The sequence below is a fragment of the Streptomyces sp. NPDC056486 genome (genome assembly GCF_042795295.1).
GTDB lineage: Bacteria > Actinomycetota > Actinomycetes > Streptomycetales > Streptomycetaceae > Streptomyces.
Genome location: NZ_JBHTSF010000043.1, coordinates 13,088 through 37,206, shown reverse-complemented (window position 1 = coordinate 37,206; position 24,119 = coordinate 13,088). Strand labels below are relative to the sequence as shown.

Genomic DNA, 24,119 nt, shown 5'->3' with positions numbered 1-24,119 from the left:
TTCCGACTACGCGGTACACGATGGGGAACGTCTCACAGCCAGGCAGAACCCAGGCGAAAGCCCCAACAGCGAAGGAACAGCGTGGCTTCCGGATCCGATCGCAACCCGATCATCATTGGCGGCCTGCCGAGTCAGGTCCCGGACTTCGATCCCGAAGAGACCCAGGAGTGGCTCGACTCCCTTGATGCCGCGGTGGACGAACGCGGCCGTGAGCGCGCCCGCTATCTGATGCTCCGACTTATCGAACGCGCGCGCGAAAAGCGCGTGGCAGTGCCCGAGATGCGCAGCACGGACTACATCAACACGATCGCCACCAAGGACGAGCCGTTCTTCCCCGGCAACGAGGAGATCGAGCGCAAGGTCCTGAACGCGACCCGCTGGAACGCCGCCGTGATGGTGTCGCGCGCCCAGCGCCCCGGCATCGGGGTCGGCGGCCACATCGCCACCTTCGCCTCGTCCGCCTCGCTCTACGACGTGGGCTTCAACCACTTCTTCCGCGGCAAGGACGAGGGCGACGGCGGCGACCAGATCTTCTTCCAGGGGCACGCGTCCCCCGGTATCTACGCCCGCGCCTTCCTGCTCGACCGGCTCTCCGAGCAGCAGCTCGACGCGTTCCGCCAGGAGAAGTCGAAGGCCCCGAACGGGCTCTCGTCCTACCCGCACCCGCGCCTGATGCCGGACTTCTGGGAGTTCCCGACCGTCTCGATGGGCCTCGGCCCGCTCGGCGCGATCTTCCAGGCGCGGATGAACCGCTACATGGAGGCGCGCGGCATCGCCGACACCTCCAAGTCCCATGTCTGGGCCTACCTCGGCGACGGCGAGATGGACGAGCCCGAGTCGCTCGGCCAGCTCTCCATCGCCGCCCGCGAGGGCCTGGACAACCTGACCTTCGTCGTCAACTGCAACCTCCAGCGCCTCGACGGCCCGGTGCGTGGCAACGGCAAGATCATCCAGGAGCTCGAGTCGCAGTTCCGTGGCGCCGGCTGGAACGTCATCAAGCTGGTCTGGGACCGCAGTTGGGACCCGCTGCTCGCCCAGGACCGCGACGGCGTCCTGGTCAACCGGCTCAACACCACACCCGACGGCCAGTTCCAGACGTACGCGACCGAGACCGGCTCGTACATCCGTGAGCACTTCTTCGGCGACGACCACCGCCTGCGCTCCATGGTCGACGGAATGACCGACGAGCAGATCCTGCACCTGGGCCGCGGCGGCCACGACCACAAGAAGGTCTACGCGGCGTACGCGGCCGCCAAGGCCCACAAGGGCCAGCCGACCGTGATCCTGGCGCAGACGGTCAAGGGCTGGACGCTCGGCCCGAACTTCGAGGGCCGCAACGCCACGCACCAGATGAAGAAGCTGACGGCCGACGACCTCAAGGGCTTCCGCGACCGCCTGCACATCCCGATCACGGACAAGGAGCTGGAGGGCGGCGCCCCGCCGTACTACCACCCGGGCCGTGACTCGGAAGAGATCCAGTACATGCACGACCGCCGCCAGGGCCTCGGCGGCTACGTCCCGACCCGCGTGGTCCGCTCGAAGCCCCTCCAGCTTCCCGAGGACAAGACGTACGCGACCGCGAAGAAGGGTTCAGGTCAGCAGTCGATCGCCACCACCATGGCGTTCGTCCGCATCCTGAAGGACCTCATGCGGGACAAGGAGATCGGCAAGCGCTTCGTGCTGATCGCCCCCGACGAGTACCGCACCTTCGGCATGGATGCCTTCTTCCCGAGCGCGAAGATCTACAACCCGCTCGGCCAGCAGTACGAATCCGTTGACCGTGAACTGCTCCTCGCCTACAAGGAGTCCCCGACCGGCCAGATGCTGCACGACGGCATCTCGGAAGCCGGCTGTACGGCCTCGCTGATCGCCGCGGGCTCGGCCTACGCCACCCACGGCGAACCGCTGATCCCCGTGTACGTCTTCTACTCGATGTTCGGTTTCCAGCGCACCGGCGACCAGTTCTGGCAGATGGCCGACCAGCTGGCCCGCGGCTTCGTGCTCGGCGCCACCGCGGGCCGCACGACGCTGACCGGCGAGGGCCTCCAGCACGCGGACGGCCACTCGCAGCTGCTCGCCTCGACCAACCCGGGCTGTGTCGCCTACGACCCGGCTTTCGGCTACGAGATCGCGCACATCGTCAAGGACGGCCTGCGCCGGATGTACGGCCCCGACAGCGAGGACGTCTTCTACTACCTCACCGTCTACAACGAGCCCATCCAGCACCCGGCCGAGCCCGACGATGTGGACGTCGAGGGCATCCTCAAGGGCATCCACCGCTTCAAGGCGGGCGAGCAGGGCGCCATCCCGGCGCAGATCCTCGCCTCCGGTGTCGCGGTCCCGTGGGCGGTCGAGGCCCAGCAGATCCTCGCTTCGGAGTGGAACGTCAAGGCGGACGTCTGGTCGGCGACCTCCTGGAACGAACTGCGCCGCGAGGCGGTCGACGTGGAGCGCCACAACCTCCTGCACCCCGAGGAGGAGCAGCGCACCCCGTACGTGACGCAGAAGCTGTCCGGCGCCGACGGCCCGTTCGTGGCCGTCTCCGACTGGATGCGGAGCGTCCCGGACCAGATCTCCCGCTGGGTCCCCGGCACGTACCAGTCCCTGGGCGCCGATGGCTTCGGCTTCGCTGACACCCGCGGTGCGGCCCGCCGCTTCTTCCACATCGACGCGCAGTCGATCGTGGTCGGCGTGCTGACCGAGCTGGCCCGCGAGGGCAAGGTCGACCGCTCCGTGCTGAAGCAGGCCATCGACCGCTATCAGCTGCTCGACGTCATGGCGGCCGACCCGGGCGCTGCGGGCGGCGACGCCTAGGCCGTCAGACCGTGGCCACGTAGGTCGTCCGGAGGGCGGTGGGGCGTTGGTTCCCGCCGCCCTCCGGCGTTTCCCGCGACGCACGCAGGGAGTCAGTTCGCCCAGAACCTGGAGTCAGTTCTCCCAGACCTTGAACGCCCGTACGCGGTAGGGCGATTCGGGGAGCCAGGTGCCACCTCCTGGATAGGTGTCGAACTCCGCGGTCTCGGCGCATTCCGCGGACTGATACGTGGTGACCGGTCGGCCCGTGCGGTTGGCGAGAGCTTGAGCGCTGCCCCCCTCCGGCAGCGCTACACAACTCTCGATGTCGATCTCGGACAGCTCGTACGTCCGTCGCGCCCCTTTGAACTCCGCCTTTCCCCATAGACAGAGCTCCCCCGGCCCGCAACTGGCGAGCCTGGGTGGCTCGGCGGCCCCCGCATGCCGCGCCGGTGTCGCGAAATCGGCCTGCGTGGACGGTGTCGCTGCTCCGGCCTGTACGGGCGTCAGGATCACTGTGGCGAGTGCGGCCGCGGCGAAGGTCGTGGGCATGGTCGTGCGCATCTGCTTCAACTCCCGTGTCGTGTCGATCACTTGCCAGAACTGTGACCCACTCGCCAACTCCGTCGGAAGGGGTACGGATGTGCGTCACCCAGATAGGCGAAAGCCCCCCAGTTGGACCCTGAGGGGCTTTCCCTGATGCGTGATCGCCGGGCAGATGCTTGCCCGACAGATGCGTCCGGCCAGATGCCTCCGGCCAAATATGTCGGGCTAGATGTGTCCGACTCCGGCCCCCGCCTCGGCGTTGGCACCTCGCTTGGTCAACATGGCGACCAGCGCCGCGAGGACCGCGACACCACCGGCGACGGTGAAGGCCAGCCCCATGCCCGACACGAACGTGTCGTGCGCGACTGAGGTGATCGCCTCGGCGACCGGCTCCGGCGCCTTCGGCGGAACCGGGGCTCCGCCCATCTCGATGACGGAGGACGCCTGGTCCTGCTGGTCCGGCGTCAGGGGCGGAAGCTTGGCATCCGTCCAGTTCGCGGGAAGGTCGCTGTCGACCCGGGCCGCCATCAGCGCGCCGAGCACCGCCGTGCCGAGAGCGCCGCCGACCTGCATGCCCGCCTGCTGGAGACCGCCTGCCACGCCGGACAGCTCCAACGGGGCGTTGCCGACGATGACCTCGGTGGCGCCCACCATCACGGGCGCGAGGCCAAGGCCGAGCATGCCGAGCCAGAGCGACATCGGCAGCGTCGCGGTGTCCGTGGTCATCGTGGACATGCCGAACATCGCGATGGCGGTGGCGACCATGCCTCCGACCAGCGGGACGCGCGGGCCGAACTTGGTGATGAGCGCACCGGCGATCGGCGACGAGACGATCATCATGGCCGTCAGCGGCAGGAGGTGCAGGCCGCTGTCGACCGGACTCATGCCGTGCACGTTCTGCAGATAGAACGTGACGAAGAACAGCCCGCCCATGAAGGCGAAGGCCATGAGGACCATCAGGACCACACCGGCGGACAGCGGGACGGACTTGAACATGCCCAGCGGGATGAGCGGTTCCTTGACCTTCGTCTCCCAGAAGGCGAAGAGCGCGAAGAGAATCACCGCGCCCGCGAGCAGGAGCAGTGTCTTGGACCCGCCCCAGCCCCACTCCGAGCCCTTGATGAGGGCGAGGATCAGCGCGAACATGCCGCCCGACAGGAGGACGATGCCGGGGATGTCGAAGGACTTCGGCGCGTTCTCCGCCCGGTGGTCCTTGAGGATCACCAGGCCGAGGACGAGAGCGATGACGCCGACGGGCACGTTGATGAAGAACACCGACTGCCAGCTGACGTGCTCGACAAGCAGGCCGCCGACGATGGGGCCGCCCGCGGTCGAGGCACCGATGACCATGCCCCAGATACCGATCGCCATGTTCAGCTTCTCGGCGGGGAAGGTGGCGCGCAGCAGGCCGAGCGCGGCCGGCATCAGCAGGGCTCCGAAAAGGCCCTGGAGCACGCGGAAGCCGACGACCAGGCCGACGCTGCTGGAGAACCCGATCGCGCCGGAGGCCACGGCGAAGCCCGCCACGCCTATCAGGAAGGTCTGTCGGTGGCCGAACCGGTCACCGAGCTTGCCCGCGGTGATCAGTGCGACGGCGAGCGCGAGAAGGTAGCCGTTGGTGATCCACTGGACCCCGGCCATCGTGGTGCCGAGGTCTTTCGCGATGGCCGGGTTGGCGATCGCCACGATGGTGCCGTCCAGGGCGACCATCATCACGCCGATCGCGACGGAGAAGAGCGTCAGCCAAGGGTGGCCGCGGAGCCCCTTGGCCGGGGTCGGAGCGGACGAAGGCTCCGGCGCCTTTTCCGCCTTGTCGACGGTGATCTGACTAGTCATGCGTTCGAGGCTAGTGTCAGTCGCTGACAGTTGACAAACCATTTCACAAGTCGGTAGCTGTCACATAGCTCACAGGTATGGTGAGCTGGTCAAAGCGGCGGAAAGAGGGCCATGACGTGAAGACCGGGCAGCGAGCGGCGGACCCCGCGAAACCGCAGGCCGAGGACTTCGGAGGCGTCTTGGACGAGCCCTCCCGGCCCGGACTGCGCGAGCGGAAGAAGCGGCGCACCCGCGAAGAGCTCCTGCGCGCGGCGCTCGAGCTCTTCACGACGAAGGGGTACGAGGAGACGACGGTCGACGAGATCGCCGAAGCCGTCGACGTCTCTCAGCGCACGTTCTTCCGGTACTTCACCAACAAGCAGGAGACCGCCTTCGCCGTACAGGAGATGGTGGAGCAGCGCTTCGTGGAGGCGCTGCGCGAACGCCCCGCCGACGAAGCGCCGTTCGTGGCTCTGCGCGGGGCCGTGATCGGCACCTGGGACGCGATGGGCCGGTCCATCGAGGAGGTCGTCCCGGTCGAACTCCACATGCGGACCTACCAGATGATCGAGTCCACCCCTTCCTTGCTCGCCGCTCATCTGCGCCGCTCCATAGAGATGGAGGAAGAGATCGCGCGCGTGATCGCCGAGCGTGAGGGGCTCGACCTGGAGACGGATCCGCGACCGCGCGTGGTGGTGGCCGCCTTCAACGGAGTCATGCGCGTGACCGGACGGCTGTGGGGCGCGGGCGAGGACTCCAGCGTGGAGTCGATCCGCACGATCACCGAGACCTACCTCGACCAACTGGGGCCCGCGTTGGCGGAAAACTGGCGCAAAGAGTAGCGACGCACACACTCCGCGTCAGGTCACGGCGCGGGTCGGCGCATCGAACAAATCAATACATTGAGTGACTGGTTGACGCGCCACCAGTAAGAGTGCGCCGGGTGCGCTGCGCGCACTTGGAGTCTACGGAGCGTGACGAAAGCGCCCAAAGTGCGCCCGCTATGCCTCAATTACCCCATGCGAAACGTGATCTGCCTCACCCGGTGCACGGTAGGCATCACGACTCTCCTAGGGTGGTCCGTAGTGACTTCCTTCGACTCCTCCCCTCAACTCAGCGCCTGGCGCGCACTGCTCGCCCTCGCCGTCGTGTTCGTCATGCTCGCGACCACTGGCTGGACTGCGGTACGCCACCACAAGGACGCCGCATCGCCGCTCGCGGCCTCGCTCTCCGCCTGGGAAAGCGGGCACATCAACGGACGGGCCCTGCCCGACCCCGGTGCCCCGGCCGGCAGGCTCGCCCACTTCTTCGCCTCGCTCGACGTGCGACAGCGCGCCCTTCTCGCCACCCGCTACCCCCTTGCGGTCGGCAACATGAACGGTGCCCCCGTAGAGCTGCGATATCGCGCGAACCACAACGCCCTGGACGAAGCGCGCAAGACCGAGCGACGGCGTATGCACGACAACCGGCTCTCCCCTCTCGGGCAGCAGGAGGCGGAGCGCAGGATGAAGCGCTTCGACGTGATGATGCACCCGGGTCGGCAGGTCCTGTCCTTCGATCCCATGGGGTCGGGGCGTATAGCCGAGGTCTTCGGAGACCTCGACCGGGCTTCCCGGGTGTCGGTCGTGGTGCCCGGGGTGGACACGAACCTGCTGACCTTCGAGCGGACGAACCGTAAGTACTCGGCGCCTGTCGGCATGGCCCAGTCTCTGTACCGCGCGGAGCGCTCGGCGAGCCCACGCGCGCGTACCGCCGTGATCGCCTGGGCCGACTACACCGCGCCCATCGGCCTCGGTGTGGACGCCGCCACGTCCATGCGCGCGGACGACGGGGCGATCCGGCTCAACTCTTTGGTGCGCGGGCTGCCGGGGCATTCGCCCGTCGCGCTGTACTGCCACAGCTACGGCTCGGTGGTGTGTGGGGTGGCCGCGCGAAAGCTGCCCTCCCGCGTCTCCGACATCGCGGTCGCGGGCAGCCCCGGCATGCGGGCGGACACGGCGGCTCAGCTGGGCACCGGTGCCCGGGTCTGGGCCACCAGGGACGGCGACGACTGGATCCAGGATGTGCCAAACATGGAGGTCGGCGGGCTCGGCCACGGGGCCGATCCCACCTCTCGGGACTTCGGCGCGCGCGTGCTGTCCGCACGGGGCGCGATCGGCCACACCGGCTATTTCGAGCCGGGCACGGAGAGCCTCAGGAACTTCGCCGACATCGGCACCGGTTCGTACCGTGCAGTGCGGTGTGCGAGCGGGGATGACGCGTGCCGGAAGGAATTTTCCGGCACGACAGCGGCCTGACGCGCGTAGAAATCGACGAAACAGCGGCACGCCGCAGGAGGGACGGAGGCGCGCGTGCCGCCTACGATGAGCCGCATGGGTGATGTACTGGCCGGATTTCACGCCGCCTGGGAGTTCGAGTCCGACTCCGTGCTCATCCGCTTCGAACGGGGGATCCGCACGCCGAAGCTCCTTCAGGCACTCGGTGAACGCCGCATCCCCCACGAGGCGATCGCAGCGGTGACGCTTACTCCTGGCAAGCGCGGGACGGTCGTCCTGCACGCCGTGCCCAGACCGGGCGCGGATCCGCTGATGGAGGCTGCCGGGGGCCAGCTCAAGGACGGCTGCGACCCGTATCGACTTGTGCTGCCCGCCGAGCGGGAGACGCTCGCCGAGTACTACGCGGACGAGCTGCGTGCTCAGATCACCCAGGACGACTGCGGGCCTCCGGACCGTTACCTGGTGGCCCCGCCGGAGACTCCGCTGCAGTTCAAGGCGTACGACGGGAAGGCGTCCTTCGACGGCAAGTCGGTGGCCTTCCGGTGGTTCTGGACGGGGGCCTCGTCCGCGAAGTGGAAAGCCGGCGACCAGAGTTTCCTGGTCACGGACCTGAGCGGCGTCGAGTGGCGCTCTCCCGAGGTCTTCGAGGGCCATCTGCGGCTGCTGCGCCGTGAGACGCCGCTCGCCCAGCCCGCGCAGGCGGACCAGGACCCCGCGGCCGTCGTCTTCGGTCTCGGGTACGGCCCGGTGCACGAGTCGCTGCCCTTCGCGGCGTCGGTGCTCGCCGCGGTGCGGGCGTCGGGACCGGCCCTGACGCCCGGCACGGTCCCCAGCGCCGCCCCGGTGACTCGTCGCGACCCCGCGGACATCGCGGAACGCATCCGGCACCTCGGCGAGCTGCACCAAGCCGGTCTGCTCACGGACGAGGAATTCACCACGAAGAAGGCTGAGCTCCTGGCGGAGATGTGACCCGGTGGGATGGGACCTGTGACCCGCCGGGGTGGGAGAGCAGCGGCTTCGTGCCTACTCTGATCAGGCCATGAGCAGCGCATCGACACCACCTGACCAGGGCCCCCGCGCACCGGCCACCGAGCCGGACGGGCGAGGGACCTCGTCTCGGCGTGCGGCCGCGGGCGTCCGTGAAGGGCTCGGCAGGGCAGGAGCCTTTCTCTCGAAGCCCGCCGGGCGGACCGAGCCACTCCTCGCCCGGGCTCCCAGCCGCTGGGTGCGGCTGCTGCCCTTGATCACCGCGCTGGCCTTCGTCGCGGCACTCATCCCGGTCACCACCCAGGTACTGACGAACGACTACGGGGTGAGCGGCGGCCTGGCGGGCGCCTTGGGCGTCGCGCAGGCCGCACCGCTGCTCCTTGCGGTCAGCCGCCCGTTGGCCGCCTGGTGCATCATGATCGTCGCGGACGTCCTCGGGGCGATCGTGACGCTGTCCATGGGCGACGACCGTCCCGCGCCTTGGACAGCCATGATCATCGTGGGGTACGTGGCCGTGTGCCTGCTGCTGTCCCTGCGCGAGAGCCGACGCACTCTTCTGGGCATCTGGCTGGTCACCGTCGTCGTGAGCCTCGTCCTCGGTGCGTTCCGCGACGACGGCAGCCAGGACACCAGCGTGCTGCTGATCGTCCTGAGCGGTGTCGCGCTGCTGCTCGGCGCGCTGCTGCGCGAGCGTGGCGACGCGCAGCGCAGACTCGTCGAGCAGGAGACCATCAGCGAGGCCGAGCGCGCCCAGCGCACCCTCCTCGAGGAACGGGCCCGCATCGCGCGAGAGTTGCACGATGTCGTCGCCCACCACATGTCGGTGATCACGGTGCAGGCCGACTCCGCGCCCTACCGCATCGACGGCCTTCCGGACGCTGTGCGCGAGGAGTTCGGGAGCATCGCGGCCAGCGCCCGTGAATCCCTCACCGAGATGCGACGGCTGCTCGCGGTGCTGCGCAGCGAGGACACACCGGGCGAACGTGCCCCGCAGCCCGGACTCAGCAGGCTGCCGCATCTGGTGGAGGCGACGGTGCGCGCCGGCATACCCATCGATCTGTCACGCCCTGAACTGTCGGTGCTCACACAGCTGGCCGACGTCACACCGGCCGTCGACCTGTCCGCGTACCGCATCGTCCAGGAAGCCCTGTCGAACGTGATGCGGCATGCGCCGGGAGCGCGCACCACCATCACCGTGACCCTGGACGAGGAACATCTGCTGATCCTCGTCGTCAACGGCCCGCCCACCGAAACACCCGACTCGCTGGAGCACAGCGGCACAGGTCACGGACTCGTCGGCATGCGCGAACGCGTACGGTTGGTCGGCGGCACGGTCGACGCCGGGCCGCTGCCCGACGGCGGCTTCCGTGTGGCGGCCCAACTCCCCCTCCTCATGAAGGAATCCGGCACCGCATGACCATCCGCGTGATCATCGTCGATGACCAGAACATGGTGCGGGCCGGCTTCGCCGCACTCCTTGCGGCCCAGAGCGACATCGACGTCGTGGGCGAGGCGCCGAACGGCAAGGAGGGTGTGGACGTCAGCCGCAAGACCCACCCCGATGTCGTCCTGATGGACGTCCGGATGCCGGAGATGGACGGACTCGCCGCCGCCCGCGCCCTGTTGGACCCGCCTCCAGGCGTGGTGCACGTGCCGAAGGTGCTGATGCTCACCACCTTCGACGTGGACGACTATGTGTACGAGGCGCTGCGCGCGGGAGCCTCGGGCTTTCTCCTGAAGGACGCCCCGCCCGCCGATCTGATCTCGGCGGTACGTGTGGTGGCGGCGGGCGAGGCGCTGCTCGCTCCGTCGGTGACCCGTCGTCTGATCACGGACTTCGTCAAACAGCGGCCGCGCAATGACCAGTCGCTGCGGCTGAACGGCCTGACACCGCGTGAGACCGAGGTACTGGCGCTGATCGCGCGCGGTCTGTCCAACCAGGAGATCGCCGAACACCTTGTCCTCGCCGAGCAGACGGTGAAGACCCATATCGGCAAGGTCCTCTCCAAGCTTGACCTGCGAGACCGCGCGCAAGCCGTGATCTTCGCCTACGAGTCGGGGCTGATCACACCCGGAGAGCAGTGAATCGGACCTGATCACGCCCGGGCAGCAGTGGAACCCCCACCCTCATACCGCGGTATGAGCTGTACATACCCCGGTATGACCTGCGAGTTGGCTCTCCAGTGTGAGGTGCTGCCGGGCACCGTCTCCCTACTTTCCTCTCGTCACGCCAGAGCGTGCCACGAGACGGGGAGGGATACGGGCCATGCGCCTTCGTTCTTGGAAAGCCCGCGGGAGCTGGAAATCCCGCGGCAGGCGGACGCTGATCGCAGCGGCACTCACGACGACGATCGCAGCCGGCACGACCGGCTGGGCCGTCGGCAATGAGCAGCAGCCGGTCACGGGCCCCCCGCCGGGCACACAGGCATGGCGCGCGGACCGTTCGTGGGGGGGTCGGCTGCCGGATCCCGCGGCCACGGCCCCCGCCCGAGTCGCCGCGTTCTTCGGCTCGCTGAGCGAGGCGCAGCAGCACAGGCTGGCCACGCGGCACCCCTCGGTCGTCGGCAATCTGGACGGCGCCCCGATCTCTCTGCGGTATGAGGCCAACTCCCTTTCCCTGAAAGCCCAACGCACCCGCGAGCAGCACCGCGAGAGCGACCCGAGCCTCACCTCGCAGGACCACGCGCAGGCCCGGTCCCTGGCCGCGCGTTACGGAGAACTCCTCAGCCCAGGTCGACAGATACTCGCCTTCGACCCGCGTGGCCGAGGTCAAGTCGCCCAGGTTTACGGGGACTTGGCGAGCGCCAAGCATGTATCCGTCGTCGTGCCGGGCTCCGACATGGATATGAGCACCTTCGACCGCTCGAAGGACGAGTACGGCACACCGGCCGGGATGGCGCGCTCCCTGCACGCCGCCGCGGGCGACGGCACGGCCGTGATCGCCTGGGTCGGGTACACCACTCCGGTCGGCCTGGGCCCCGACGCCGCGACGGGACGCCTCGCGGAGGCCGGCGCTCCCCGGCTCGCGCGGTTCGTGCAGGGCCTGTCGGCATCCGGTACGCCACGCCCCGCCGTGTTCTGCCACAGCTACGGCTCGGTGGTGTGCGGCCTGGCGGCTCCACAGCTGACGGCGTCCGACCTGGTGGTGCTCGGCTCCCCCGGCATGCGTGCGGACAGCGTGGCCGATCTGCACACCTCCGCCCGCGTCTGGGCCGCCAAGGACGACAGCGACTGGATCGGTGACGTGCCGAACGTCGAGCTGTTCGGCCTCGGCCACGGCGAGGACCCGGCCGACCCGGGATTCGGCGCCCGACGTGTTCCCGCGGAGCGAGCCGAGGGCCACACCGGCTACTTCGCCCCCGGGACGGATTCCCTCCAGGCCTTCGCCGCCATCGCTGCGCCGACCACTGCCCCCATCAGCACATCGGACCACAGCACCGGCACCGGCATCCGCACCGGCGGAAGCGCATCTGCCGCCGACGCCCGCCTCATCGGAGAGCGGCCATGAACCTCACCCCGCCGACCACCCTGCACAAGCTGCGCAGGACCGCGTCGGCGATCGACGCCAAGACACCCGCACATCGTGACCGCGCCATAGACGGGCTGCGTGCGCTCGCCCTGCTCGCCGTGCCGACCGGGCACTGGCTGCTCGGCGGATTCACCCTCGATGCGGGCGGCGCGCTGCACAACGCAAGCCCGCTGGCTTCGTTCGGATTCTTCGCGCCGCTCAGCTGGGTGCTGCAGATGCTCGGGATCTTCTTCCTGGTCGGCGGCTATGCCTCCGTCCTGTCGTATCGCCGGGCGGCGGCGCGCGGCGAGTCGACAAGACGCTGGCTTCGCGGGCGGGTGGCACGTCTGGGGCGCCCGGTCCTCGGGGTGACGGCCGTCTGGGCCGCTCTGATCCCGGTGCTTTACGTGATGGGAGTGCCGGGAACGACCCTGCGCACAGGGTCCACGCTGGTGATACAGCCGCTGTGGTTCGTCGGGATCTATGCGGTCATCACAGCGCTCACCCCATGGTGCATCAGGGCAGCAGAGCGGTTCGGCGCCTGGGCCGCGGCTCCCCTGCTCGGCTCGGTGGCCGTCGTCGACTTCCTGCGCTACGGCTCCTTCGGGGACGCCATGCCGTCCTGGCTGAGCCTGCTGAATCTGCTGCCCGGCTGGATGTTCGCCTATCAACTGGGCGTCAGCTGGGGCGAGAAGAAGCTGGGCAGGCGCGGTGCGTGGCTGCTGTTCGTCGGAGGGACCGCCCTCTTCGCCGCTCTGCTGCTCGTCTTCCACTATCCGGCGTCGATGGTCGGCGTCCCGGGTGAGGCCCGGACGAATTCACATCCCCCGTCGCTGCTGGTTCTGGCACTGGCAGCCGCGCAGAGCGGTGCGGCGATCCTGTTGCGCGAGCGCATCGGCAAGCTGCTGCGCAGGCCCGCCCTGTGGGCGCCGGTCGTCGTGATCAACCTGTCGGCGATGACGATCCTGTGCTGGCATCAGACGGCGATGCTCGCAGCGGCCGTGCCCGGCTCGTTCCTCGGCGGCACGGTGCCAGGTTTGACGGCGGGTCCGGACACCTGGGGCTGGATAGCGGCCCGGGTCGCCTGGCTTCCGGTCTTCGGAGCGCTCCTGCTGCTCATAGGCCGCTATGCCCGCGGCTTCGAGGCACCGTGGGAGCGCGCCACGCATGCGCGCCGGGCACTCGCCGGGCTCCTGGCGGCCGGGTTCGCGGTCTTCGCACTGGGCCTGGCGTGAACAGCTGGACCATGCGGCGGGACCCCGCAGCCCTGCCCGAAGGGACCTGCTCGAAGGGGCCTGCTCGACAGGAGCCTCGCCGGGTGGGGGCCGCTGTGACACGGGCCCCACCCGGCGGAGCAGCCGGCGGCTCGTTACTCGCGGCCCGCCGAAGTCGAGGTCATGTCGGCGTAGCGATCGCCTTCGACCTGGGCGGCGATGAAGTTCAGCTGGGCGAGTTCGGAGGAGCTGAGTTCGAGGCGGGTGGCCCCGGTGTTCTCCTCGACGCGGGTGCGCTTGCGGGTGCCGGGGATCGGGACGACCGCAAGGCCGTGGGCCTGGGCCTGCTGTTGAACCCAGGCGAGGGCGACCTGGCCGAGGCTCGCGCCGTGGGCGGCGGCGACGGTGCGGACGGGTTCGAGGAGGGCCGCGTTGGTGGCGGCGTTGTCGCCCGTGAAGCGGGGCTGCTGGCGCCGGAAGTCGTCCTCGCCGAGTTCCTTTTCGGCGCTGACGAAGGAGCCAGTGAGGAAGCCGCGGCCGAGCGGAGAGTAGGGGACGAGGGCGACGCCGAGTTCGGCGGCGACGGGAACCACGCCCTGCTCGATGTCACGGCTGAAGAGCGACCACTCCGACTGGAGGGCGGCGATGGGATGGACGGCGTGGGCGGCACGGAGTTCGGGTCCTGTGACCTCGCTGAGGCCCAGGTGCTTGACCTTGCCCGCGGCGACCAGCTCGGCCATCACGCCGACCGTCTCCTCGATCGGCACCTTCGGGTCGCGGCGGTGCATGTAGTAGAGGTCGATGACGTCCACGCCGAGGCGCTGGAGGCTGGCGTCGACGCAGGCGCGGATGTACGCGGGGTCGTTGTTGATGATCCGCTTGGTCGAGTCGTTCGGGTCGATGGCCAGGGCGAACTTGGTGGCGATGACCACCTCGTCGCGGTGTGCCCTGACGAAGGGAGAGAGGAACTTCTCGTTCTCACCGGAGGCGTAGGCGTCGGCGGTGTCGTAGAGGGTGACGCCCAGTTCGAGGGCTCGCTCCAGGGTCGCTCGGGCCTCCTGCGCGTCGGTGGGGCCGTAGGCGAAGCTCATGCCCATACAGCCGAGTCCCTGGACGCCGACTTCGGGGCCACTTGTCCCGAGCCGCACCTTCGCGATGGGGTCGGGAGTCCTGCCCGCGGTGCCGGTCGCCCCGGTCGTCTCGGTCGTCTCGGGCTTCGCAGCCGTCTCGGGTGTCGCGGGCCTATCGGGCGTCTCTGCGGTCATCAGTCTCAGAGCCTCTCCGACGCCGGGCGGGCGTCAGCGTAAAAGTTGATCTTGTAGTCGAGTACGGAGAGCGTGTCCTGGAGCTCCGTGATGCGGGTGCGGACGTCACGGCGGGTCTGCTCGAGGAGTTCGTGGCGCTCGGTGAAGGTGTGCTCGCCCTCGCGCACCAGCTCGGCGTAGCGGACCATGTCCGCCACCGGCATGCCGGTCAGGCGGAGTTTGCCGACGAAGGTGAGCCAGTCCAGATCGCGGTTGCGGTAGCGGCGCTGGCCCGTGTGGGAGCGGTCTATGTGGGGCATCAGGCCGATTCGCTCGTACCAGCGCAGGGTGTGCGCGGTCAGGCCGATGAAGGCGACGACTTCGCTGATCGTGTAGTGGTCCCGGCCGTTCGTGCGGGGGTGCGTGGTGGGTGCCGAGGCGCAGGCGTCCGCCTTGGTCGCGGTGCCGCCGGCGCCGTCGGTGCTCTCGGCGGTGCCGGGGGTCGCTTCGGTCACGCCCTGCTCGGGGCGCGGTGTGCGGGTGGTCTCGGTCTCCATCACCGTCATGCCCCCACGCTAAAACCTTGGAGTGCGCTCTAGGCAAGCAGAACCGGGGGAAATGCGGGAGGAAATATGCGACGGAATCAAACCATCGGAAAATTGGAGGACACCGCTTCGGGTGGTGACTACGGTGTCGATCATGAGTGTTGTGCGCCGCGCTACGCCGGATGATGCCGAGGAACTGATCAGGCTGCGCCAGGTGATGATCGACTCGGTGTTCGGCACCGGTTCGGCCAGCGCTTCCGCCCACGGGTCCGACACCGGATGGCAGGTTGAGTCCCTTGCCGTCGTGCGGGACAAACTGGCCGATGCGAAGGGCGACTTCGCCGCCTTCGTCATCGACAGGACCGATCACCCCGGGAAGCTGGCGGCGCTGGTGGTGGGGACGCTGGAGTACCGCATCGGGCGTGCGGGCAATCCGCGGGGCATCATCGGCCATGTGTTCAGCGTCGCCACCGACCCGGATCAGCGGCGGCGTGGGCATGCACGGGCCTGCATGGAGGTGCTCCTCGACTGGTTCCGGGAGCGTGGTGCGGGAAGTGTCGATCTCAATGCGTCGGCCGACGCGGAGCCGTTGTACGCCTCGCTCGGCTTCGTGCGCAAGCCCGACCCCTCGATGCGGTTGAAGCTGTAGGGCGCATAGGCTCGTACACATGCAGAGCCTGGCGTTGATCGAGAACTGGCCGGTCCCCACCGCTGCCGCCGCCGTCGTTCGCGCGGACGGCACGGTCGTCGGGGCGCACGGACCCACCGGGCACCGTTTCGCCCTCGCTTCGGTCACCAAACCGCTGGCGGCGTACGCGGTCCTCGTGGCGTACGAGGAGGGGGCCATCGAGCTCGATGAGCCCGCGGGACCCGAGGGGTCGACCGTGCGGCATCTCCTTGCGCACACCAGTGGTCTTGCGTTCGACGAGCATCGCGTGATGGCGCCTGCCGGGACGCGGCGGCTCTACTCGAACGCGGGGTTCGAGGTTCTCGGGGATCATGTCGCCAAGGCGACGGACATTCCCTTCGGGGAGTATCTGCGGCAGGCCGTGCTCGAGCCGTTGGGGATGGACGCCACCTCGCTCGACGGGGACGCGTCGCCCGCCAAGGACGGGGTGTCCACCGTTGATGACCTGGTGAAGTTCGCCGCCGAGGTGCAGGGGCCGCGGCTGCTCGATCCGCGGACGGTGGCCGAGGCCATGTCGGTGGCGTATCCGGGGCTGAAGGGTGTGCTTCCCGGATACGGGCATCAGAGCCCCAACGACTGGGGGCTCGGGTTCGAGATTCGGGACTCCAAGTCGCCGCACTGGACGGGGAGTTCGTCCTCGCCCCGGACGTTCGGGCACTTCGGTCAGGCCGGCACGTTCCTCTGGGTCGATCCCGATGCGGGGGCGGCGTGTGTCGCTCTGGCGGATCGGCCGTTCGGGCCGTGGGCCGCTGAGGCGTGGCCTCCGTTCACCGACGCGGTGCTTGCCGAGCTCTGAGGGGCGCTTGCGCTGTGCGGGCCCGGGCTTGAGGGGTCCGCTCTCGAACCAGGGGTCCGCTCTTGAGCTGTTGCCCCGCACCGCCGTTGCCGCAAGGAGCGTTTTCGCGGCCCGGCGAGAGTGGGGGTGCTGCCGCGTCAGCCCCCCGCCATCTCCCACACCAGCAGCTCCGCCCCGGCCGTGGCCGCGGCCACCGCCTCCAAGTTCTTCGCCTCCGTGATCCGGGCCGCGTCCCCGGGCCGCAGCTCCTCACCGCCCAGGCGCACTTCACCCCGCACCACGTGGACGTACGCCAAGGGTGCGTCCGGGATCGCGGTGCGCTCGTTCGCGCCGAGCCGTCGGACGTGGAGGAGCGCTCCTGCCGCGGGGACCGCGTAGGGGGTGGAGTCCGCGATGCCGTGGACCACCTCGTAGGCCGGGTCGCCGCCGGGCGTCAGGGGAGAGAGCCACATCTGGACGAAGACCAAGGGGGTCTCGGCGTCGTTGCGTTCCACATGGCGGACGCCGCCCGCCGCGCTCAGGTGCTGGACGTCCCCGGCGCGCACGACCGACGCGTGCCCGGTCGAGTCGCGGTGGGTCAGTTCGCCCTCCGCCACCCAGGTCACGATCTCGGTGTGGCTGTGCGGGTGTTCGTCGAAGCCCGCGCCGGGTGCAAGACGCTCTTCGTTGCAGGCCAGGATGGCGCCGAAACGCAGGTTGTCCGGGTCGTAGTGCGGCCCGAAGGAGAAGGCGTGGAAAGTCTCGATACCGGTGCCGGGCTCCCCGCCGCGGTACCGATCGCCGGAGCGCCGTACATCAATCACACACCCCACGTTAGACCCGGCACCGCACACCCCCGTCCCGATAAGGCAGTCTTGTCCCCGTGCCCGAACCCTCTGCGAACGAAGCCCGCCCGGACGCCCAGCAGGCAGCCCACGAGGAAGCCGCGCGCCACGAGGAAGCCGCCCGTCAGGACGCGCACCGGAAGGCTCACGCGCACTCAGCCACGCTGAAGCGCCTCGAACAGTCATCCGGCAGCCTCGCGGCGCAGGCCATCGCGCGCATGGACGAGACGCTGTCCTGGTACCGGGCGATGCCCCCGGAGAACCGCTCATGGATCGGCCTGGTGGCGCAGGCCGGCATCGCCGCCTTCACCGAGTGGTTCCGTCATCCCGACGCCCCCCAGGCCATCTCCACCGACGTCTTCGGCACCGCCCCGCGCGAGCTGACCAGGGCGATCACCCTGCGCCAGACCGTCGAGATGGTGCGTACGACGATCGAGGTGATGGAGTCGGCGATCGACGAGGTCGCGGCCCCGGGGGATGAGTCCATCCTCCGTGAGGCGCTCCTCGTGTACGCCCGCGAGATCGCCTTCGCCACCGCGCAGGTCTATGCGCAGGCCGCCGAGGCACGCGGTGCCTGGGATGCCCGCCTGGAGTCGCTCGTCGTGAACGCCGTGCTCTCCGGGGAAGCCGACGAGGGGGCGGTGAGCAGGGCCGCAGCGCTCGGCTGGAACTCCCCCGAGCACGTCTGCGTCGTCCTGGGCACCGCGCCCGACGGCGACAGCGAGCTCACCGTCGAAGCCATCCGCCGCGCCGCACGGCACGCCAAGCTGCAGGTCCTCACCGGTGTGCTCGGCGACCGTCTTGTCGTCATCGCGGGCGGCAGCGACAATCCTCTGCAGGTCGCCAAGAGCCTGATCGGCCCTTACGCGGCCGGGCCCGTCGTCGCCGGACCCATCGTTCCCGACCTGCTCGCCGCCACCCGGTCCGCGCAGGCCGCCGCCGCCGGGCTCAAGGCCTGTGCCGCCTGGCAGGACGCCCCGCGCCCTGTCCTCGCGGACGATCTCCTGCCGGAACGCGCGATCGCGAGCGATCCCGCCGCGCGCGAGCAGTTGGTGGAGGAGATCTACAGACCACTGGAGGAAGCAGGCTCCGCACTTCTGGAGACTCTCAGCGTCTATCTGGAACAGGCCAGCAGTCTTGAAGGTGCCGCCCGGATGCTCTTTGTGCACCCCAACACCGTGCGCTACCGGCTGCGACGTGTGACAGACGTCACCGGTTGGTCGCCGTCGGACGTGCGCTCCGCATTCACGCTGCGGATCGCGCTGATCCTGGGGCGTCTGGCCGACGGCGATCTCCAGTCGTAGGACTTTGTCGGACCCCTACAATTCCCCCAGCCGTTCTTCGTCCCTGTCCTCACGGGCGGCTCCTGCCGTCCACAAGAGAGAGTGTGAGTGTGCTCGTACTCGTCGCTCCCGGCCAAGGCGCCCAGACGCCCGGCTTCCTGACCCCCTGGCTCGATCTCCCCGGCGCGGCCGACCGCATCGGCGCGTGGTCGGACGCCATCGGGCTCGACCTCGCCCACTACGGCACGCAGGCCGACGCGGACGCGATCCGCGACACCGCCGTGGCCCAGCCCCTCCTTGTGGCCGCCGGTCTGCTCGCCGCCGAGGCACTCGGTGACGCACTGCGCGCGAACAAGCCCGGCGCGGTCGCGGGACACAGCGTCGGCGAGATCACCGCAGCCGCGTACGCAGGTGTGCTCGGCGACGACGCCGCGCTCCGTCTCGTCCGCAAGCGGGGTCTGGCCATGGCCGACGCCGCGGCGATCACGGAGACCGGCATGGCGGCGCTGCTCGGCGGCGACCCCGAGGTCACCATCGCGCACCTGGAGAAGCTCGGCCTGACGCCGGCGAACGTGAACGGCGCCGGACAGATCGTCGCCGCGGGCACCGCGGAGCAGATCGCCGCGCTCGTCGATGACAAGCCCGAAGGGGTGCGCCGCGTCGTGCCGCTGAAGGTCGCGGGCGCCTTCCACACGCACCACATGGCTCCCGCGGTCGCCACGCTCGAAGAGGCCGCCAAGGCCCTCGACCCGGCCGACCCCCAGCTGACGTACGTGTCGAACCGTGACGGTCAGGCCGTCACGACCGGCTCGGACGTCGTGTCCCGCCTGGTCGGCCAGGTGGCCAACCCGGTGCGCTGGGACCTGTGCATGGAGACGTTCAAGGAACTGGGTGCCACGGCGATGATCGAGCTGTGCCCTGGTGGCACGCTGACCGGTCTCGCCAAGCGCGCCATGCCCGGCGTGCGGACGGTGGCCCTGAAGACACCGGACGACCTCGACGCCGCATCTGCGCTCATCGCCGACACCGCATCCGCCGCCGACGCGGCGGGTGCCTGAGAAGGAGCCAGGAGAGCATGTCGAAGATCAAGCCCAGTAAGGGCGCCCCGTTCGCGCGCATCATGGGTGTCGGCGGCTACCGCCCGACCCGTGTCGTGCCCAACGAGGTGATCCTCGAGACGATCGACTCGTCCGACGAGTGGATCCGCTCCCGCTCCGGCATCGCGACCCGCCACTGGGCCTCCGACGAGGAGACCGTGGCCGCGATGTCCGTCGAGGCCTCCGGCAAGGCGATCGCCGACGCGGGCATCACGCCGGAGCAGATCGGCGCGGTCGTCGTCTCGACCGTCTCGCACTTCAAGCAGACCCCGGCCATCGCGACCGAGATCGCGGACAAGATCGGCGCGGGCAAGCCCGCCGCGTTCGACATCTCCGCGGGCTGCGCGGGCTTCGGCTACGGCCTGACGCTCGCCAAGGGCATGATCGTCGAGGGTTCCGCCGAGTACGTCCTGGTCATCGGCGTCGAGCGGCTGAGCGACCTGACCGACCTCGAGGACCGCGCGACGGCCTTCCTGTTCGGTGACGGCGCGGGCGCGGTGATCGTCGGCCCCTCCAAGGAGCCGCAGATCGGCCCGACGGTCTGGGGTTCGGAGGGCGACAAGTCCGAGACGATCAAGCAGACCGAGTCCTGGGAGGCGTACCGCAAGGGCTCTCCCGCCAAGTTCCCTGCCATTACGCAGGAGGGCCAGGCGGTTTTCCGCTGGGCCGTGTTCGAGATGGCGAAGGTCGCACAGCAGGCGCTGGACGCGGCCGGGATCACCGCGGACGACCTGGATGTCTTCATTCCGCACCAGGCCAACGAGCGGATCATCGACTCGATGGTGAAGACTCTGAAACTGCCGGAACACGTCACGGTCGCCCGTGACGTGCGCACCACCGGCAACACGTCGGCAGCCTCGATTCCGCTCGCGATGGAGCGGCTTCTGGCGACCGGCGAGGCGAAGAGCGGCGACACCGCGCTCGTCATCGGCTTCGGGGCGGGTCTCGTGTACGCCGCCACGGTCGTTACCCTCCCCTAGGCATCACGTCCGGATCATCCGGTCCGTACAGATGCCGCCACACCCTCTGGATACATAGAAGGAGCGCCAACATGGCCGCCACTCAGGAAGAGATCGTCGCCGGTCTCGCGGAGATCGTGAACGAGATCGCCGGCATCCCGGTCGAGGACGTCCAGCTGGACAAGTCCTTCACCGACGACCTGGACGTCGACTCGCTGTCCATGGTCGAGGTCGTCGTCGCCGCCGAAGAGCGCTTCGACGTCAAGATCCCGGACGACGACGTCAAGAACCTCAAGACGGTCGGCGACGCGACCAGCTACATCCTCAAGCACCAGGCCTGATCAGGCCTCTCTGCTGAAGCACCCGGCCTGACAAGGCTGCTCTGCTGTCGCCACCCGGCGGTGGCGCCGCTGATCCCCTCAACACCGTGGAGAATTTTCCTGTGAACCCGACCAATCGCACCGTGGTCGTCACCGGTATCGGCGCAACCACACCGCTGGGTGGCGACGCAGCCTCGACCTGGGAGGGCCTGCTCGCGGGCCGTTCCGGTGTCCGTCTTCTCGAGCAGGACTGGGCTGCCGAACTTCCGGTCCGTATCGCGGGGCAGATCGCGGTCGAGCCGGGCGAGGTCATTCCGCGCCCGCAGGCCCGCAAGCTGGACCGTTCGGCGCAGTTCGCGCTGATCGCGGCCAGGGAGGCCTGGGCCGACGCGGGTTACACCGCGAAGGCGGGCGAGGACCCTTCCGTGGACCCCGACCGCCTCGGCGCGGTCATCGCCTCCGGCATCGGCGGCGTGACCACCCTGCTCGACCAGTACGACGTGCTCAAGGAGAAGGGCGTACGCCGCGTCTCCCCGCACACCGTGCCGATGCTGATGCCCAACTCCCCGTCGGCCAACGTCGGCATCGAGCTGGGCGCCCACGCGGGCGTCCACACCCCCGTCTCGGCGTGCGCATCGGGCGCCGAGGCCATCGGCTACGCGATCGAGATGATCCGCACCGGCCGCGCCGACGTCGTCGTCGCGGGTGGCACGGAGGCGGCGATCCACCCGCTGCCGATCGTCGCGTTCGGCAACATGATGGCGATGTCCAAGAACAACGACGACCCGGCGGGCGCCTCGCGCCCCTACGACGTCGACCGCAACGGCTTCGTGCTCGGCGAGGGTGCCGGCGTGATCGTCCTCGAGTCCGAGGAGCACGCCAAGGCCCGCGGCGCGAAGATCTACGCGGAGGCCGTCGGCCAGGGCATCTCGGCCGACGCCCACCACATCACGCAGCCCGAGCCTTCCGGCAACGGCATCGCGGCGGCGCTGCAGAACCTCGTCGACGGCACGGACCTCAAGCCCGCCGAGATCGTGTACGTGAACGCGCACGCGACCTCGACGCCGCAGGGTGACGTCGCCGAGATCAAGGCGCTGCGCAAGGCGTTCGGCCACGACGTCGACCACATGGCGATCTCCAGCACGAAGTCGATGACGGGTCACCTGCTCGGTGGCGCGGGCGGCGTGGAGACCGTGGCCACGGTCCTCGCGCTGAAGAACCGCATCGCCCCGCCGACGATCAACATCGAGAACCTCGACCCGGAGGTCGACGCGGACGTCATCCGTGACGAGGCCCGCGTGCTGCCCGAGGGCACGATCGCGGCCCTGAACGACTCGTTCGGCTTCGGCGGCCACAACGTGGTGCTCGCGTTCAGGAGCGTCTGAGCACGTCAGCCGCGTACGTGACGACGTATACGTGACGAAGGGCCCCCACCGGATGGTGGGGGCCCTTCGTGCGTGCGTCGGAAGCTTCGGACGAGCGTCAGACGACCTGGTGCAGCCACCGCACCGGCGCGCCCTCGCCCGCGTACCGGAAAGGCTCCAGCTCGTCGTCCCAGGGCTTGCCGAGCAGCTTGGCAAGCTCGGCCTCCAGGTCGCTCTCGCCGCCCTTGGAGCGGGCCAGGGCGGCCCGCAGACGGTCCTCCGGGATCAGGATGTCGCCGTGGATACCGGTGACCGCGTGGAAGATCCCGAGTTCGGGCGTGGCGCTGTACCGCTCGCCCTCGGCCGTGGGGCACGGCTCGGAGGTGACTTCGAAGCGCAGCAGCTGCCAGCCGCGCAGGGCGGACGCGAGTTTGGACGCGGTGCCCACCGGGCCGCGCCAGGAGAACTCCGATCTCCAGCTGCCGGGCGCCGCGGGCTGCCTGATCCAGTCGAGGTTGACGCGCGCGCCGAGTACGCCCGCGACTGCCCATTCGACGTGCGGGCACAGCGCGCGCGGTGCGGAGTGCACGTACAGAACTCCACGTGTCGTCACCGGGACCTCCAGTGTGGGTCGAGGTTCGCCTTCCCCAGCGGCCTCGCGCCCGTGCCGAGCGTTGTGGCCCCGCCTTCGGGAAACTCCCAAAAACGGGACAGATGTGACGTGATGTAATTTAGCGGAACCGAAAGAGCGGGGTGCCACTGGGTGGCGAGGCTACCGTGCGGCGGCGCAAGGAGTGTGACGTACCGTCGGTACCGAGGTCAGGAATCACCCACCATTCACTCGCAGGTGCGTCGAAACGGCGCGGTCGGCCTAGGACACTGATCGTGACAACGGATCGGCCTACGACAGAGGGGACCTGGGGATGCGGAACCGAAGGTATCGCCCACGCGCCGCCGTCGCCATAGCGACGGCGGTTCTTCTCGGCGCCACCGCGGTCACCGCGTGTGACGCGTCCGGCGGCGACTCCCCGGCACCCAAGGGACCATCGGCCGACAAGCCCTCCCCCAAGCCCACCCCTACGTGGGACGCGAGCCCGAACTCCCTGGCGGCCGTCGGCGACTCCATCACCCGCGGCTTCGACGCCTGCTCGGTGCTCGCCGACTGCCCCGAGGCGTCCTGGGCGACCGGCACGGACTCCGAGGTGCGCAGCCTCGCGACCCGCCTGCTCGGCAAGGAGCGGGCCGCGGGGAACAGCTGGAACTACGCGAAGACCGGCGCCCGTATGGAAGATCTCACCGGGCAGGTCGAGCAGGCCGCGCTCAAGCGCCCCGAGCTGATCACGGTGATGGCGGGCGCGAACGACGCCTGCCGCCCCTCGGCGGATTCCATGACCCCGGTCGCCGAGTTCCGCGCCGACTTCGAGAAGGCGATGCGCGCGCTGCGGCGCGAGCTTCCCAAGACCCAGGTGTACGTCACTTCCGTGCCGGATCTGAAGCGGCTCTGGTCGAAGGGGCGCGCCAACCCGCTGGGCAAGCAGATCTGGAAGCTCGGCATCTGCTCCTCGATGCTGGCGGATCCGGACGCCCGGGACGCGGCGGCGACGGAGCGGCGTGACACGGTGCAGAGCCGCGTGGTCGCGTACAACGAGGTGCTCAAGGACGTGTGCGCGAAGGACCTGCGCTGCCGGTACGACGGCGGGGCCGTCTTCGACTACCGCTTCGACGGCGACCAGTTGAGCCACTGGGACTGGTTCCACCCCAGCAAGGACGGCCAGTCGCGCCTTGCCGAGTTGGCCTACCGGCAGGTGAAGGCCAAGAACCCCGAGGGCTGAGGGTCCCGGGGGCCGAAAGGGCCGAGGA

Annotated in this window: 22 protein-coding genes; 16 read left to right on the top strand and 6 right to left on the bottom strand. The window is 69.3% G+C overall.

What is annotated here, in order from left to right; all coding sequences use genetic code 11:
- The first annotated feature begins 81 nt into the window (after positions 1-81).
- Positions 82-2,814 carry a pyruvate dehydrogenase (acetyl-transferring), homodimeric type gene (aceE, locus tag ACFQ7F_RS19075; RefSeq protein ID WP_383271782.1) on the top strand — a complete coding sequence of 911 codons (2,733 nt, stop codon included), beginning with the start codon at positions 82-84 and terminating at the stop codon, positions 2,812-2,814.
- A gap of 114 nt (positions 2,815-2,928) precedes the next feature.
- Here the strand turns inward: aceE and ACFQ7F_RS19070 are convergent, their stop codons facing one another.
- Together ACFQ7F_RS19070 and ACFQ7F_RS19065 are read right to left on the bottom strand one after the other, a co-directional pair.
- Entirely contained in the window at positions 2,929-3,357 is a 429-nt protein-coding gene (locus tag ACFQ7F_RS19070; RefSeq protein ID WP_383271844.1) for a peptidase inhibitor family I36 protein, read from the bottom strand.
- Between the two features lie 207 nt (positions 3,358-3,564).
- Positions 3,565-5,175, bottom strand: coding sequence for an MFS transporter (locus ACFQ7F_RS19065; RefSeq protein WP_383271780.1), 1,611 nt, complete (start codon positions 5,173-5,175; stop codon positions 3,565-3,567).
- A 179-nt stretch (positions 5,176-5,354) separates the two neighbouring features.
- Between ACFQ7F_RS19065 and ACFQ7F_RS19060 the strand changes: the two genes are divergently transcribed.
- The 7 genes from ACFQ7F_RS19060 (at position 5,355) to ACFQ7F_RS19030 (ending at position 13,160) form a co-directional block, all read left to right on the top strand.
- Positions 5,355-5,996 carry a TetR family transcriptional regulator gene (locus ACFQ7F_RS19060; protein ID WP_383271842.1) on the top strand — a complete coding sequence of 214 codons (642 nt, stop codon included), beginning with the start codon at positions 5,355-5,357 and terminating at the stop codon, positions 5,994-5,996.
- Positions 5,997-6,239: 243 nt separating this feature from the next.
- On the top strand, positions 6,240-7,451 hold the full coding sequence (locus ACFQ7F_RS19055; RefSeq protein ID WP_383271778.1) for an alpha/beta hydrolase: 1,212 nt from the start codon (positions 6,240-6,242) through the stop codon (positions 7,449-7,451).
- A 75-nt stretch (positions 7,452-7,526) separates the two neighbouring features.
- On the top strand, positions 7,527-8,399 hold the full coding sequence (locus ACFQ7F_RS19050) for a DUF4429 domain-containing protein (RefSeq protein ID WP_383271776.1): 873 nt from the start codon (positions 7,527-7,529) through the stop codon (positions 8,397-8,399).
- Positions 8,400-8,469: 70 nt separating this feature from the next.
- Positions 8,470-9,834, top strand: coding sequence for a sensor histidine kinase (locus ACFQ7F_RS19045; RefSeq protein WP_383271774.1), 1,365 nt, complete (start codon positions 8,470-8,472; stop codon positions 9,832-9,834).
- A complete protein-coding gene (locus tag ACFQ7F_RS19040; RefSeq protein ID WP_383271772.1) occupies positions 9,831-10,502 on the top strand; it encodes a response regulator in 672 nt (223 codons plus the stop codon). The genes ACFQ7F_RS19045 and ACFQ7F_RS19040 overlap by 4 nt, the downstream gene beginning before the upstream one ends.
- Before the next feature lie 181 nt (positions 10,503-10,683).
- Positions 10,684-11,925: an alpha/beta hydrolase gene (locus ACFQ7F_RS19035; RefSeq protein WP_383271770.1), complete on the top strand. Its 1,242-nt coding sequence runs from the start codon at positions 10,684-10,686 to the stop codon at positions 11,923-11,925.
- On the top strand, positions 11,922-13,160 hold the full coding sequence (locus ACFQ7F_RS19030; RefSeq protein WP_383271768.1) for an acyltransferase: 1,239 nt from the start codon (positions 11,922-11,924) through the stop codon (positions 13,158-13,160). The genes ACFQ7F_RS19035 and ACFQ7F_RS19030 overlap by 4 nt, the downstream gene beginning before the upstream one ends.
- A 134-nt stretch (positions 13,161-13,294) precedes the next feature.
- Here the strand turns inward: ACFQ7F_RS19030 and ACFQ7F_RS19025 are convergent, their stop codons facing one another.
- A complete protein-coding gene (locus ACFQ7F_RS19025; protein ID WP_383271840.1) occupies positions 13,295-14,236 on the bottom strand; it encodes an aldo/keto reductase in 942 nt (313 codons plus the stop codon).
- 173 nt (positions 14,237-14,409) lie between these two features.
- A complete protein-coding gene (locus ACFQ7F_RS19020) occupies positions 14,410-14,949 on the bottom strand; it encodes a MerR family transcriptional regulator (RefSeq protein WP_383271766.1) in 540 nt (179 codons plus the stop codon).
- Between the two features lie 133 nt (positions 14,950-15,082).
- Here ACFQ7F_RS19020 and ACFQ7F_RS19015 point away from each other — a divergent pair, with 133 nt between their 5' ends.
- Positions 15,083-15,577, top strand: coding sequence for a GNAT family N-acetyltransferase (locus ACFQ7F_RS19015; RefSeq protein ID WP_383271764.1), 495 nt, complete (start codon positions 15,083-15,085; stop codon positions 15,575-15,577).
- A 19-nt stretch (positions 15,578-15,596) separates the two neighbouring features.
- Entirely contained in the window at positions 15,597-16,412 is an 816-nt protein-coding gene (locus ACFQ7F_RS19010) for a serine hydrolase domain-containing protein (protein WP_383271762.1), read from the top strand.
- Positions 16,413-16,549: 137 nt separating this feature from the next.
- Here the strand turns inward: ACFQ7F_RS19010 and ACFQ7F_RS19005 are convergent, their stop codons facing one another.
- On the bottom strand, positions 16,550-17,215 hold the full coding sequence (locus ACFQ7F_RS19005) for a pirin family protein (RefSeq protein WP_383271760.1): 666 nt from the start codon (positions 17,213-17,215) through the stop codon (positions 16,550-16,552).
- Positions 17,216-17,400: 185 nt separating this feature from the next.
- Between ACFQ7F_RS19005 and fasR the strand changes: the two genes are divergently transcribed.
- From fasR to fabF, 5 genes are all read left to right on the top strand, one after another.
- Positions 17,401-18,540: a fatty acid biosynthesis transcriptional regulator FasR gene (gene fasR / locus ACFQ7F_RS19000; RefSeq protein WP_383271838.1), complete on the top strand. Its 1,140-nt coding sequence runs from the start codon at positions 17,401-17,403 to the stop codon at positions 18,538-18,540.
- 89 nt (positions 18,541-18,629) lie between these two features.
- Entirely contained in the window at positions 18,630-19,577 is a 948-nt protein-coding gene (locus tag ACFQ7F_RS18995; protein ID WP_383271836.1) for an ACP S-malonyltransferase, read from the top strand.
- 17 nt (positions 19,578-19,594) lie between these two features.
- Positions 19,595-20,596 carry a ketoacyl-ACP synthase III gene (locus ACFQ7F_RS18990; RefSeq protein ID WP_383271758.1) on the top strand — a complete coding sequence of 334 codons (1,002 nt, stop codon included), beginning with the start codon at positions 19,595-19,597 and terminating at the stop codon, positions 20,594-20,596.
- Between the two features lie 71 nt (positions 20,597-20,667).
- Positions 20,668-20,916 (top strand): acyl carrier protein, encoded by a 249-nt coding sequence (locus ACFQ7F_RS18985; RefSeq protein WP_160504853.1) that lies wholly within the window; start codon positions 20,668-20,670, stop codon positions 20,914-20,916.
- Between the two features lie 101 nt (positions 20,917-21,017).
- Entirely contained in the window at positions 21,018-22,280 is a 1,263-nt protein-coding gene (gene fabF, locus ACFQ7F_RS18980) for a beta-ketoacyl-ACP synthase II (protein WP_383271756.1), read from the top strand.
- A gap of 97 nt (positions 22,281-22,377) precedes the next feature.
- On the opposite strand, the gene ACFQ7F_RS18975 is transcribed toward fabF, so the two are convergent.
- Positions 22,378-22,872 carry a DUF3145 domain-containing protein gene (locus ACFQ7F_RS18975; protein WP_361189458.1) on the bottom strand — a complete coding sequence of 165 codons (495 nt, stop codon included), beginning with the start codon at positions 22,870-22,872 and terminating at the stop codon, positions 22,378-22,380.
- A gap of 310 nt (positions 22,873-23,182) precedes the next feature.
- On the opposite strand from ACFQ7F_RS18975, the gene ACFQ7F_RS18970 reads away from it, so the two are divergent.
- Entirely contained in the window at positions 23,183-24,091 is a 909-nt protein-coding gene (locus ACFQ7F_RS18970) for an SGNH/GDSL hydrolase family protein (protein ID WP_383271754.1), read from the top strand.
- The last annotated feature ends 28 nt before the right edge of the window (positions 24,092-24,119 follow it).